General features: G+C 68.1%; 12 protein-coding genes. 8 read left to right on the top strand and 4 right to left on the bottom strand.

What is annotated here, in order from left to right; all coding sequences use genetic code 11:
* The first annotated feature begins 1 nt into the window (after position 1).
* Entirely contained in the window at positions 2-1,069 is a 1,068-nt protein-coding gene (ygfZ, locus tag F4553_RS19845; protein WP_184838134.1) for a CAF17-like 4Fe-4S cluster assembly/insertion protein YgfZ, read from the top strand.
* A gap of 100 nt (positions 1,070-1,169) precedes the next feature.
* Here ygfZ and F4553_RS19840 read toward each other — a convergent pair whose 3' ends face one another.
* The 4 genes from F4553_RS19840 to F4553_RS19825 all read right to left on the bottom strand — a co-directional run bounded on the left by F4553_RS19840 (position 1,170) and on the right by F4553_RS19825 (position 4,547).
* Positions 1,170-2,327, bottom strand: coding sequence for an acyl-CoA dehydrogenase family protein (locus F4553_RS19840; protein WP_312875270.1), 1,158 nt, complete (start codon positions 2,325-2,327; stop codon positions 1,170-1,172).
* Positions 2,324-2,614, bottom strand: coding sequence for a type II toxin-antitoxin system VapB family antitoxin (locus F4553_RS19835; RefSeq protein ID WP_184838132.1), 291 nt, complete (start codon positions 2,612-2,614; stop codon positions 2,324-2,326). The genes F4553_RS19840 and F4553_RS19835 overlap by 4 nt, the downstream gene beginning before the upstream one ends.
* A 108-nt stretch (positions 2,615-2,722) precedes the next feature.
* Complete coding sequence (locus F4553_RS19830) at positions 2,723-3,556, bottom strand: beta-keto acid cleavage family enzyme (protein ID WP_184838130.1); 834 nt, start codon at positions 3,554-3,556, stop codon at positions 2,723-2,725.
* Between the two features lie 64 nt (positions 3,557-3,620).
* Positions 3,621-4,547 (bottom strand): CDP-alcohol phosphatidyltransferase family protein, encoded by a 927-nt coding sequence (locus F4553_RS19825; protein WP_184838128.1) that lies wholly within the window; start codon positions 4,545-4,547, stop codon positions 3,621-3,623.
* 137 nt (positions 4,548-4,684) lie between these two features.
* Between F4553_RS19825 and F4553_RS19820 the strand changes: the two genes are divergently transcribed.
* The 7 genes from F4553_RS19820 to pseB all read left to right on the top strand — a co-directional run bounded on the left by F4553_RS19820 (position 4,685) and on the right by pseB (position 12,904).
* Positions 4,685-5,431 (top strand): DUF4230 domain-containing protein, encoded by a 747-nt coding sequence (locus F4553_RS19820; protein ID WP_312875269.1) that lies wholly within the window; start codon positions 4,685-4,687, stop codon positions 5,429-5,431.
* Between the two features lie 54 nt (positions 5,432-5,485).
* Positions 5,486-6,853, top strand: a complete 1,368-nt coding sequence (locus F4553_RS19815; RefSeq protein ID WP_184838126.1) for an L-serine ammonia-lyase — start codon at positions 5,486-5,488, stop codon at positions 6,851-6,853.
* 72 nt (positions 6,854-6,925) lie between these two features.
* On the top strand, positions 6,926-7,738 hold the full coding sequence (locus F4553_RS19810) for an ABC transporter permease (RefSeq protein ID WP_184838124.1): 813 nt from the start codon (positions 6,926-6,928) through the stop codon (positions 7,736-7,738).
* Between the two features lie 88 nt (positions 7,739-7,826).
* Positions 7,827-8,495 (top strand): ABC transporter ATP-binding protein, encoded by a 669-nt coding sequence (locus tag F4553_RS19805; protein WP_221470315.1) that lies wholly within the window; start codon positions 7,827-7,829, stop codon positions 8,493-8,495.
* Between the two features lie 47 nt (positions 8,496-8,542).
* Complete coding sequence (locus tag F4553_RS19800) at positions 8,543-10,807, top strand: bifunctional glycosyltransferase/CDP-glycerol:glycerophosphate glycerophosphotransferase (RefSeq protein ID WP_184838120.1); 2,265 nt, start codon at positions 8,543-8,545, stop codon at positions 10,805-10,807.
* On the top strand, positions 10,804-11,862 hold the full coding sequence (gene pseI / locus F4553_RS19795) for a pseudaminic acid synthase (protein ID WP_184838118.1): 1,059 nt from the start codon (positions 10,804-10,806) through the stop codon (positions 11,860-11,862). Before F4553_RS19800 ends, pseI begins: the two co-directional genes overlap by 4 nt.
* 64 nt (positions 11,863-11,926) lie before the next feature.
* Entirely contained in the window at positions 11,927-12,904 is a 978-nt protein-coding gene (gene pseB / locus F4553_RS19790) for a UDP-N-acetylglucosamine 4,6-dehydratase (inverting) (protein WP_312875390.1), read from the top strand.
* Positions 12,905-12,924: the final 20 nt, after the last annotated feature.

Raw genomic sequence — 12,924 nt, 5'->3', positions numbered from 1 at the left:
TATGAGCGTGGTAACGATCGAAGAACTGACGCCCGAATCCCTCGATGTCGGCGCGGTCGCGCACTACGGCGATCCGCACCGCGAGCAGCGCTCTCTCGGCGAGGGTGCCGGGCTCGTGGACCGCTCGCACCGGGGTGTCATCGCGCTCACCGGCGAGGACCGCCTCACCTACCTGCACAACATCACCACACAGCACCTCACCGGGCTGCCGCCGTGGACCGGCACGGAGACGCTCTTCCTCTCGCCGCACGGCCACATCGAGCACCACGCGCTGATCACCGACGACGGCACGACCACCTGGCTCGACGTCGAGCCCGGCACCGTCGTCGACCTGCACAGGTTCCTCGACCGGATGCGCTTCATGATGCGCGTCGAGCCCGTCGACGTCTCCGCCGACTGGGCGGTCCTCACGCTCGCGGGCCCGCAGGCCGCGCCGGTCCTGGCCGCGCTCGGCGTCACGCTCGCCGATCCCCGGGTCGCGGCGGTGCCGGGTCCGAAGTTCCCCTCCGGCACGGTCGCACCCCACACCACCAGTGGGTACGCCGTGAGCCCTCTCCCCACTGGCGGCTGGGCCCGTTCCGGGGTGGCTGGGGTGGATCTCCTGATCCCCAGGTCGACCGTGCCCGACGTGTGGGGTCGGCTGATCGATGCCGGTGCCACCCCGGTGGGCCACTGGGCCTATGAGGCGCACCGCGTGGCGGCCCGCCGCCCGCGCCTGGGCTTCGAGACCGACCACCGGACCCTCCCGTCGGAGGTGGACCTGATGGCGACGGCGGTGCACCTGGACAAGGGCTGCTACCGGGGCCAGGAGACGGTGGCGCGGGTCCACAACCTGGGCCGCCCCCCGCGCCGCCTGGCGCTGCTGCACCTGGACGGCATCGCGACCGACCACCCGCCGGCCCCCGGTACCCCGGTGACCCTGGAGGACGGCCGCGAGATCGGCTTCGTCGGCACGGCGACCCGCCACTACGAGCTGGGCATGATCGCGTTGGCGGTCCTCAAGCGCTCGACGCCCGACGACGCGGTGCTCCGCGTAGGTGAGTCGTCGGCCGCCATCGACCTGCCGTAGCGGTTCAAGCGCCAAGATCGTCGCAACTCTTCAAGAGTTGGTCCTAAGGCCTGGCGGCCTGAGGCACCAACTCTTGAAGAGTTGCGACGATCTTGAGGTGCTACGCGAAAGCGGAGAGGCCGGTGAGGGCCTGGCCGATCACCAGCTGGTGGATCTCGGCGGTGCCCTCATAGGTGAGGACGCTCTCCAGGTTGTTGGCGTGGCGCATCACCGGGTACTCACCGGAGATGCCGTTTGCGCCCATGATCGTGCGGCACTGCCGCGCGATGGCGATCGCCTCGCGGGTGCTGTTGAGCTTCGCCATGCTCACCATCGTCGGCGTCATCGCGCCCCGGTCCGCGGCCCGGGCGACGTGCAGCGCGAGCAGCAGCCCTTTCTGCCACTCCAGCACCATGTCGGCGAGCTTGGCCTGGGTGAGCTGGAAACCGGCGATCGGCCGGCCGAACTGCTCCCGGGCCGTCGCATAGTCGAGCGTCGACTGCAGGCAGTCGCGGGCGGCACCGAGCGCGCCCCAGGCGATCCCGGCTCGCGCCTCGGTGAGGCAGCTCAGCGGTGCCCGCAGGCCGGTCGCCCCGGGCAGCTGCGCATCGGCGGGGAGCCGGACATCGTCGAGGACGATCTCACCGGTGCGGCTCGCGCGCAGCGAGAGCTTCCCGGTCACCTCCCGCGCCGAGACGCCTGAGGTCTCCATGGGTACGGCGAAGCCACGCACCCCGTCGTCGGTGCGTGCCCAGATGACCGCCACATCGGCGACGGGAGCATTGGTGATCCACATCTTGACGCCGCTGAGCCGCCAGCCGTCACCGTCACGGACGGCGCGGGTGCTCATCGAGGCGGGGTCGGAGCCGTGGTCGGGCTCGGTGAGGCCGAAGCAGCCGATCAGCTCGCCGGTCGCCATGCCGGGCAGCCAGCGCCGGCGCTGCTCCTCGGAGCCGTAGTGCGCGATCGCCTCCATCGCGAGTGATCCCTGCACGCTGACGAGCGACCGGATGCCGGAGTCGGCGGCCTCCAGCTCGAGGCAGGCGAGGCCGTAGGCGACGGACGAGGCACCGGCGCAGCCGTAGCCCTGCAGCTTCATCCCGAGCAGCCCGACCTTGCCGAACTCCAGCGCCAGCTCCCGGGCCGGGACCTCACCCGACTCATACCACCCCGCGATGTGCGGGCGGACGGTCTTGCGCATGACATCGGCGACGACGGCGCGGATCGCCAGCTCCTCCTCGGTGAGAAGGGAGTCGATGTCGAGCAGGTCGAGGGTCACAGCACCAGCACCCTTGCGTGGATCTGGAGGCGCTGCTGCAGCGCGGCGCGCAGGGCCCGGTGCAGCCCGTCCTCGAGATAGAGGATGTTCTCCCACTGGACGACGTGCGGGAAGAGATCGCCGTAGAAGGTCGAATCGTCCGCCAGCAGCTTGTCCAGGGCGAGCTCCCGCTTGGTGGTGACGAGCTGGTCCAGCCGGATGGGCCTCGGCGGGATCTCCGACCACTGCTTCAGCGTGAACTCATGATCTGGATATGGTCGTCCTTCTCGGACACCTTTGAAGATCACTGCCCGCCCCTCCCGCTAGCCTCCAGGCTCAACCTAGCCACCCTAGTCCGTGCGGGCGACATACTTTCGTCGTTGCCGACCGCGCACATGTCGCGCTGGTCGGGCAGCTCACACCCCGATGCCGAGCAGCTCACGGGCCTGACCCGGCGTCAGGGGCGGTCGCTGTGCAAGCCGGGCGAAACCGGACGCCCGGGCCACGAGCTGCGAATTCGCCTCGACCGGCTGTCCCTTCGCGTAGGTCACCGTGTCCTCCATGCCGACCCGCAGGTGCCCGCCGGCGGCGAGCGACCCGAGCAGCACGGGCAGGCTGGACCGGCCGATGCCGGTCGCCGAGAAGGTGGTGCCCGCTGGCAGCTCGGTCAGGGCCTGCTTGCAGGCGACGAGCGCCTCGACGGTGCCGGGCATCCCGCCGGGCACGCCCATCACGAAGTCGACGTGGACGTGGCCGCCCGACGGCAGCCCGTGCTTGTCGAGCAGGCGCGCGAGGGACCAGAGCTGGCCGAGGTCGAAGATCTCGTACTCGGGGACGATGCCCCGGTCACGCATCCGGGTGTGCAGCTCGACGATGAACTCCCAGCGGTTGAGGAAGACGTCCTCGCCGAAGTTGACCGTGCCCATGGTGCAGCTCGCCATGTCGGGCTGGGCGTCGAGCACCGCGAGCCGGGCCTCCTCGGGATCGTGCACCGACCCGCCGCTGGAGAGCTGGACGATGAGCCCGCAGCTCTCGCGCAGGGCCACCACGGTGTCGCGGAGCCGAACGGGGTCGAGGCTGGGCTTCGCCTCGTCGTCCCGGATGTGGACGTGGATCACGCTGGCCCCGACGGCCTCGCACTCCTTCGCCGTGGCGGTGAGCTCCGCCAGGGTGACCGGGAGCGCCGGAACGTCCGCTTTGGTGGACTCTGCGCCGGTGGGAGCAACGGTGATCAACGTCGGTGTTGTCATGCCCGGCATAGTAGCCGCCCCGCGAGCAGGGCCTCCAGTCGTCGCCGTGCCGCAGCGGCCGCTCTCAGCTCTGGGGGACGGCGGCGAGGTCGGCCGCGTGCTCGCCGGCGCGCTGAGCCGGCACCTTGATCGCTTCGATCTGGCGGGTGACGTTCATCGTCGCCCGGTAGAGCATGTAGATCACGGCGAGCTCGAAGAGGACCATGAGAGCACCGCTCACGATGGTGACCGGCACGATCGTCCAGGCGCCGAGCAGCGGCGCGATGATGAAGACCGCCATCTGGAACTCGATCCCGCCGACGAGGTGCGGTCGGATCCGGCTGCGCCGCAGGACGGCGCGCACCTTCTGGAAGAGGCCGAGGCCCGCCGAGTCGCCCGCCAGCGCCAGCATCGACCGGTTGCCCGCTCGCTTGGCGACCTCGTCGGGGTTGCTGCCCTGCTCGGCGGAGGAGACGAGCCCGGCGCTCGCCCGCGCCTCGTCGAGGCGGTTCCGCAGCTCGGTGTTGACCTGGAAGATCTCCAGCGAGTTGAGGTAGCGGAACATGTCGAGGAAGACCACGACGCCGCCGAGGATCAGGAACGTGATGTCCTTGGTCGCGGCGTACTGCCCGCCCATCAGCGCGATCGTGCAGACCACGATCCGCAGCCGGTCGAAGATGTAGTCGAGCCAGGCGCCGAAGACGCTGCCGGTGCCGTTGAGCCGGGCGATCTTGCCGTCGATGCAGTCCATCACGAAGCTGAAGTGATAGGCGATGGCACCGGCGATCATCAGCGGGTAGCTCTCGCGCGCGCCGCCGAAGGCGAACGCCGCCGCGGCGCCGAGCCCGAAGAGGAAGGCGACGATCGTGATCCGGTTGGGCGTCACCCACCGGTAGGGCTCGAACAGGCGGGTGAGCCGTCCGGCGAGCGGGTCGACGAGCAGCACGGTCCACCAGGAATCACGTTCCTTGTACGTGCGGGCCTGCACCTCGGCGAGCGGCGTACGCCTCACGAAACGGCTCCTTGTTTAACGGGGTCGGCAGCAGGGAAACGTTACCTGTGCAGCAGGAGAACACAAAAGCCGATCCCAGGTGCCCCACCGATCACGAGGACTATCAAGTGTCGCGCTCTCGTCGTACGGTATTCAACGTGACAGACGATTCCAGGGACCCGACCAAAGAGCTGCCCGTCTACGCGAAGAGCAGGGGCAAGTCGCTGGAGCCTGTCTCCGGTCCCTACGCGGTCGAGCGGCCCAACCGGTTCGGTCGGCGGGTGTTCTGGACACTCCTCGTCGTCGCCGCGCTCGTCGTCGGCGCCCTCGGGATCAACATGACCGGCTGGCTGCCGGAGTTCCGCAACCCCTTCGCGGAGCAGAAGACCGACGCCAGCCAGCCGCCGCTGCTCATCTCGATCAAGGACCTGAGCCGCTTCACCGCCGCCGAGGGTGAGTTCCAGGTCGTCATCGACCTGAAGAAGGACCGGAAATACGTCCCGGACTGGCTCGTCAACGAGCGCACGCTCTATGTCGCCGACGGCAAGGTCCAGGCGTATGTCGACTTCAGCAACCTCGGCGAGTCGGCCGTCAAGGTCTCGCCCGACCGCAAGTCCGTCGAGATCACGCTTCCGGCGCCACAGCTCGACGACCCGGCCCTCAACAACGAGCGGAGCTATGTCTTCGCCGAGGAGCGCGGTCTGATCAACCGGATCGGCGACTTCTTCGATGGCGACCCCAACCGCCAGCGAGAGACGTTGCTCACTGCCGAGAGCAAGATCAAGGAAGCTGCGGCCAACAGCACGCTGCTCAACACCGCTGAGGAGAACACCCGCAAGATGCTCATCGCGCTCTTGCACAGCCTCGGCTACGACGCTGTGACGGTTACCTTCAGCAACGCCTGAGCAGTAGTCTGATCCTTACATCGCACAACGCCGTGCGACGTAGGAGAGGGTGACATGATCAGCGTCTTTGACCTGTTCAAGGTAGGTATCGGGCCGTCGAGCTCGCATACGGTCGGCCCGATGCGGGCTGCTCGCACCTTCGTGGGCGGACTCAAGGCCGATGGGCAGCTCTCCGACGTCGCACTGATCTCCGCCGAGCTCTTCGGCTCCCTCGGCGCCACCGGCCACGGCCACGGCAGCGACAAGGCCGTGCTACTCGGGCTCGCCGGTGAGGACCCCGAGACCGTCGACACGGCGACCGCCGATTCGCGGGCCGCTTCGATGCTCGCCGTCGGCAGGGTGGAGCTGCTCGGCGTACACGAGGCGTCGGTCGACCTGACCCTGCACCGGCGGCGCTCGCTGCCCTACCACCCCAACGGCATGACCTTCACCGCTCGGGACGGGCGGGGCGATCTGCTGCGGGCCCGCACCTATTACTCCGTCGGCGGCGGCTTCGTCGTGGATGAGGCGGCGGCGGGCGCCGATCGGATCAAGGCCGACGACACCGTGGTGCGCTACCCGTTCACGACCGGTGCGGAGCTGCTCGCACACACCCGGGAGACCGGCCTGAGCATCAGCGGCGTGATGCTCGCCAACGAGCTCTCTTGGCGTTCCGAGGCGGAGGTCCGCGCCGGGCTGCTGCACATCTGGCAGGTCATGCGCGACTGTGTCGCCGCCGGGTGCACCAACGAGGGGACCCTGCCGGGCGGCCTGAAGGTCCGCCGCCGCGCCGCCGAGCTGCGGCGCAGCCTCCTGCAGGAGGCGGGCTCGATCTCCGACCTCGACCCGCTGCGGGTGATGGACTGGATCACGCTCTTCGCCCTCGCCGTCAACGAGGAGAACGCCGCGGGTGGCCGGGTCGTCACCGCGCCGACCAACGGCGCGGCCGGCATCGTCCCGGCGGTCCTGCACTACTACACCCGGTTCGTGCCCGGTGCCTCCGACGACGGCGTGGTCCGCTTCCTGCTCACCGCCGCCGCGGTCGGCGTCCTCTTCAAGGAGAACGCGTCCATCTCCGGCGCCGAGGTCGGCTGCCAGGGCGAGGTCGGCTCGGCCTGCTCGATGGCGGCGGCCGGGCTCGCCGAGGTGATGGGCGGCTCACCCGCGCAGGTGGAGAACGCCGCGGAGATCGCGATGGAGCACAACCTCGGCCTCACCTGCGACCCGGTCGGCGGGCTCGTGCAGATCCCGTGCATCGAGCGCAACGCCGTCGCGAGCGTCAAGGCGATCACGGCGGTACGCCTGGCGCTGCGCGGTGACGGCGAGCACTACGTCTCGCTCGACAAGGTCATCAAAACCATGCGCGAGACCGGCGCCGACATGAAGGTGAAATACAAGGAGACCTCTCGCGGCGGCCTGGCAGTCAACGTGATCGAGTGCTAGTCACGATGCGCTGTTACCCTTGTGCCCGCTGGCCCTAACCCCTCTGCGGCCAGGGATGATTCGGGAGGTCGCGTGACTTCGAGCGTCGCTGCGGTGTGGAGTCACCGCAACGTGCTACGGGTGCTTGTTCAGCGCGATCTGGCGGTGAAATATCAAGCCTCGGTGCTGGGCTACGTGTGGTCTTTGATCGAGCCGCTGTCGATGGGCCTGATCTACTGGTTCGTCTTCGGCGTGCTCTTCGACGGCAGGCAGGGGCTGGGCGATGGCGAGAACTACGTTCTCTTCATCCTCTCCGGCATCTTCGCCTGGCAGTGGTTCAGCAGCGCGCTGGGCGAGTCGACCACGGCGCTGACCAACCAGGCCCGCCTGATCACGACGATCATGGTTCCCCGGGAGATCTTCCCGATCGGCCGGACCGCCGGTCGTTTCGCGGAGTATCTCGCCGGCATCCCGATCCTGATCATCGCCGCGATCATCCTGCACGGTTCCTTCACCTGGCGGACCCTGGTGGCGATCCCGCTCGCGGTGTTGCTGCAGTTCGTGCTGCTGATCGGGTTGTCGCTCTTCCTCTCCGCGCTCAACGTGATGATGCGCGACGTCGAGCGGTTCATCCGGCTGGCGCAGCGGATCCTCTTCTACTGCGCGCCGATCGTCTATCCGCTGAGCAAGGTTCGGGAGACCGACAAGCTGCCGGATTGGGCCAAGACGCTCTATGAGGCCAACCCGCTGGTCGGTATCTTCGAATTGCAGCATGTCGCGTGGGTCGGCCAGGGCTGGCCGCCGGCATCGCTGCTGATCACCTCCGCGACGGGCTGCCTCATCATCCTGCTCTTCGGCGCGTGGTCGTTCCGCAAGCTCGAGCCCAGCGTCCTCAAGGAGCTGTGACGTGACCGAACCCATCATCAGTGCCCGAGGACTGGGCGTCCGGTTCGTCAAGGGCCGCAAGCGCAACCTGCGGCTGCGCGAGGCCTTCATGTTCGGCGGCGGCAACCGCAACCCGAACGGCGACGGCTCCTTCTGGCCGCTGCGCAACCTGACCTTCGACATCGTGCCGGGCGAAGCGGTCGGCGTCATCGGCAAGAACGGCACGGGCAAGAGCACGCTGCTCAAGCTCATCGCCGGGGTGCTGATCCCGGACGAGGGCTCGATCGCGGTGCGCGGCCGGGTCGCCCCCCTGCTGGAGCTGTCGGCCGGTTTCTCCGGCGACCTCAGCGGCCGGGAGAACCTCCAGCTCGTGGCGACCCTGCACGGTCTCTCCAAGGCCCAGATCAAGGCCAAGTTCGACGAGATCGTCAACTTCGCGGGCGAGCAGGTGGAGAAGTCGCTGGACACGCCGGTTCGGCACTATTCGTCCGGTATGAAGGTTCGGCTAGGCTTTTCCATTATTTCGCAACTCAATCACCCGATCCTGCTCGTGGACGAGGTGATGGCGGTCGGCGACACGGAATTCCGCCTGAAGTGCTATGACACGATGGAGAGGCTGCTCAGGGAGGGTCGCACCCTGATTCTCGTCTCCCACAATGAGGGTGACCTGACCCGGTTCTGTACGCGTGGGCTCTTCATCAACGAGGGCCACCTCACCGTGGACGGCTCCGTTCAGGCGGCGCTGGATGCCTATAAGGGTCCAGTGCCGGTGGTCTGAGGCCCGTCTCGGACCAGAAGACATCGGCTGTCAAAGGATTCCAGATCGTGCCCCTGCTCAGCGTCATCGTTCCCGTCTACAAGGTTCAGGGCTATCTCCGGCAGTGCCTCGACTCGGTTCTCGAGCAGGGGTTCCGGGATATCGAGCTGATCGTCGTGAACGACTGCTCGCCCGATCGCAGTGGCGAGATCATCGACGAGATCGCGGCCAGGGACTCTCGCGTACGCCCGCTGCACCTGGAGCGCAACGTCGGCCTCGGCCATGCCCGCAACGCCGGGCTGGCCGTGGCGACGGGCGATTACGTCTGGTTCCTCGACAGCGACGACTGGCTCTCCGAGGGGTGCCTCGCCGAGGTGGCGGCCCGCCTCACCGATGGGCTGGACATGCTCGTCGTGGACTACTCCCGGGCCGACCCGACCGGCCCGCTGCGCCGGAGCTGGGCGGCGAAGGAGGTCGCGACGATCCCCGAGGGCGAGGTCTTCCGCGCCGTCGACCGGCCGGAGATCCTGCGGATCGTCCACTTCGCCTGGAACCGGGTGCTGCGCCGGCAGTTCCTCATCGAGCACCGGCTCGACCACTTCTTCGAGGGCTGGTACGAGGACATCTCCTGGTCCTTCCCCGCGATGGCGGCAGCGGAGCGGATCTCGTTCCTCAACCTCTCGTGCGTCAACTACCGCCAGCGGCGCGGCTCCATCACCAAGAGCTCCGGCGATCGTCACCTGGAGTTCTTCGACCAGTGGATCCACGCCTTCGAGCGGATCGACCGTGCCGACCCGCTCTGGGAGCAGATCTTCGCCCGGTTCGTGTGGCACACCCTGATGGTGCTGGAAAACGCCACCCGCCTCCCCGATCGGGCCGCCCGGCGGAAGTTCTTCACCCGCGGCACCGAGGTCTACCACGCCTACGCACCGGCCGAGCCGATCTCGCCGGCGGTACGCAAGCTGCACTGGTGGGAGAAGAACAAGGCCGAGCAGGCGGTGTGGCTCGCCAAGGGGGACTTCGGCTCCTTCGAGCGCAAGCACGTGGCCAGGCAGTTCCTCAAGCGCAACCGGTCCCGGGCCAGGCGGGCGGTCAAGGTGCCCGGGACGCTCATCAGCACCGTGTGGGGCTGGAAGCTCGGCATCATCGGCCGCACCTACTACGAGGTCGAGGCACGGCTGCCCGTCGATCCCCAGCTCGCCGTCTTCGACTCGTACTGGGGACTGGGGTTCGGTTGTAATCCGGCCGCGATCTATCGCAAGACCCGTGAGCTCGCGCCGGACCTGCACGCGGTCTTCGTCGTGCGGCCCGACCGGACCGACGCGATGCCGGCCGACGTGCCCTACGTGGTGCGCGGCACCCTGGACTACTACCGCACCCTGGCGCGCGCCAAATACCTGACGACCAACGTCAACTTCCCCAACTTCGTCCGCAAGCGCCGGGGCTCGGTGCACCTGCAGACGCAGCACGGTACGCCGCTCAAGTCGATGGGGATCGACCAGCAGCGCTACCCGGCCGGCGAAGAGATGGACCACGACTCGATGCTGCGGCGGATCGACCGCTGGGACTACTGCATCAGCTCCAACCCGCTCTCCACCGAGGTCTGGGAGCGGTCCTTCCCGGCTGCTTACGAGCAGCTCGAGGTCGGCTACCCGCGCAACGACCGGCTCGCGACGGCGACGCCGGAGGAGGTGGCGAAGGTCCGGGCGGAGCTGGGCATCGACCCGCAGGAGCTGGTCGTCCTCTACGCACCGACGCACCGCAGCCACGACCCGGCCTCGGCGCCGCCCTTCGACCCCGAGCAGCTGCTGCACGCGATCGCCCCGCACGGATGCGTGCTGCTCCGCGACCACCACCTGGTGACCTACGCCGCGGGTGGCGACGAGGACGAGCCCACCAGCATCGGGCACGCCGCGCGGGAGGTCTCCGCGGGCCGGGTGATGGACGTCTCGACGCACCCCCGGATCGAGGACCTCTATCTCGCGGCCGACGCGCTCATCGTCGACTACTCGTCGGCGATGTTCGACTACGCGGTTCTGGACCGGCCGATCGTGGTCTACGCACCCGACTGGGCGGAGTACAGTCGGGCCCGCGGCGTCAACTTCGACCTGCTGGAGCACCGGCCGGGTGCGGTGGCGATGAGCTTCGACGAGCTGTGCGAGATCTTCGCCGGCGGACGCTGGGCAGACGCCGACGCAGCCGCAGCCCGGGCCGCTTTCCGGGCGCGTTTCTGCCCCTGGGACGATGGCCGCGCCGCCGAGCGAGTGGTGAGGCGGGTTTTCCTCGGCGAGTCGGTCGAGACACCCCAGGTGATGCAGGAGGCTTCCGTATGACCAAGGCCCAGGTCGTCGAGATCGACGGCACGTTGATCGGTGCCGAGCACCGGCCTTACATAATCGCCGAGATGTCGGGCAACCACAACGGCTCCCTGGACCGGGCGCTGGAGATCGTCGAGATGGTCGCCGCCTCCGGCGCGCAGGCGCTGAAGCTGCAGACCTACCGGCCAGACACGATCACCATCGATGTGGACGAGCCGGCCTTCCGCCTCTCCGAGGGCCACGAGCTGTGGGGCGGGCAGAACCTCTACCGCCTCTACGAGCAGGCGCACACGCCGTGGGAGTGGCACAAGCCGATCTTCGAGCTCGCCCGCGAGCGCGGCCTCACCGTCTTCTCCTCGCCCTTCGACCCCACCGCGATCGAGCTGCTGGAGGAGCTGGGCGCCCCCGCCTACAAGATCGCCTCGTCGGAGCTGGTCGACCTGCCGCTGATCCGCCTCGCGGCGCAGACCGGCAAGCCGCTGATCATCTCGACCGGCATGGGCTCGGTCGCGGAGATCGCCGCCGCCGTCGGCGCCGCCCGCGAAGGCGGTGCCGAGCAGATCATCGTGCTCGCCTGCACGGCTTCCTACCCGGCGTCGCCGGAGGAGAGCAACCTGCGCCGCATCCCGATCATGGCCGAGGCGTTCGGCACGCTCGTCGGGCTCTCGGACCACACGCTGGGGATCGGCGTACCCATCGCCTCGGTCGCCCTCGGCGCCGTGGTGATTGAGAAACATGTCACTCTCTCCCGCGACGACGGCGGCGTCGACTCGGCCTTCTCGCTCGACCCGCAGGAGCTCGCGGCCCTGGTGGCCGAGTCCGAGCGGGCCTGGCAGGCCCTCGGCGGGACGAAGATCGGACCAACGGAGAGTGAACGGGAGGGGCTGCGTTTCCGCCGGTCCCTCTATGTGGTGGAGGACGTCCACGCTGGTGACCTCGTCACCAGGCAGAACGTCCGGTCCATCCGACCTGCGGGCGGACTCGCTCCAGATGAGATCAATCACGTCCTCGGACGTACCTTCACCAGGGATGCTGTCAAGGGCACGGCGATGGGCTGGGACCTGATCTGAACTGGCTTCAGGTTTCGTGGTCGGCTAACCTTTGCCCCGGATTAGCGAAGGAGTGCTCGTGAGCGTGTTGCGCGGAAGTTCGATTCTGATGACCGGTGGGACCGGTTCGTTCGGCAAGGCGTTCCTCCGGTACGCCCTGGACGAGCTCGACCCGACTCGGGTCGTCATCTTCTCGCGGGACGAACTGAAGCAGTATGAGGTTCGTCAGGCTTTCGACAACGACCCTCGGCTGCGCTGGTTCATCGGCGATGTGCGTGACCGCCACCGCCTGACCCGGGCCATGCACGGCGTCGACTACGTGGTGCATGCGGCTGCTCTCAAGCAGGTCGACACCGCGGAGTACAACCCCTTCGAGTTCGTGCAGACCAACATCGCCGGCTCGCAGAACGTGGTCGAGGCCGCGATCGACAGCGGTGTGAAGAAGGTCGTCGCGCTCTCGACCGACAAGGCGTCGAGCCCGATCAACCTCTACGGCGCGACGAAGCTCGTCGCCGACAAGCTCTTCGTCTCGGCCAACCACTACGCGGCGGCCTACCCGACGCGCTTCTCCGTGGTCCGTTACGGCAACGTCATGGGCAGCCGCGGCTCGGTCGTCCCCTTCTTCCGGCAGCTCGCCGAGGAGGGCAAGCCCCTGCCGATCACGCACCGGGAGATGACCCGCTTCTGGATCACCCTGGAGGCGGCGGTCAAGTTCGTCGTCGACTCGTTCGACAAGATGAACGGTGGCGAGCTCTACGTGCCCCGCATCCCGTCGATGCGCATCATGGACCTCGTCGAGGCCGTCGCGCCGGGCAGCGAGACCTACGAGATGGGCATCCGGCCGGGCGAGAAGCTCCACGAGGAGATGATCGCGGCCGACGACGCGCACCGGACGCTCCGGTTCGCCGACCGTTACCTGGTGCAGCCGACGATCGCCGAGTGGGGATACACGCCGCCCGAGGGTGGCGAGCCGGTGGACGAGAAGTTCAACTACCGGTCGGACAACAACGACCAGTGGCTCTCCACCCAGGAGCTCCGCTCCATGCTCGGCATCGAAGTCTAACTAAATACTTCTTACCTCTG

It is taken from the genome of Allocatelliglobosispora scoriae (assembly GCF_014204945.1).
GTDB lineage: Bacteria > Actinomycetota > Actinomycetes > Mycobacteriales > Micromonosporaceae > Allocatelliglobosispora > Allocatelliglobosispora scoriae.
Note: the sequence above shows the minus strand (reverse complement) of the source record. Positions and strands in the feature narration are given on the sequence as shown.

Excerpts from the sequence above, each read along its gene's own strand:
- ygfZ (WP_184838134.1), top strand. The coding sequence starts at position 2 with ATGAGCGTGGTAACGATCGAAGAACTGACGCCCGAATCCCTCGATGTC.
- F4553_RS19830 (WP_184838130.1), bottom strand. The coding sequence starts at position 3,556 with ATGACAACACCGACGTTGATCACCGTTGCTCCCACCGGCGCAGAGTCC.
- F4553_RS19815 (WP_184838126.1), top strand. The coding sequence starts at position 5,486 with ATGATCAGCGTCTTTGACCTGTTCAAGGTAGGTATCGGGCCGTCGAGC.
- F4553_RS19805 (WP_221470315.1), top strand. The coding sequence starts at position 7,827 with ATGTTCGGCGGCGGCAACCGCAACCCGAACGGCGACGGCTCCTTCTGG.
- pseI (WP_184838118.1), top strand. The coding sequence starts at position 10,804 with ATGACCAAGGCCCAGGTCGTCGAGATCGACGGCACGTTGATCGGTGCC.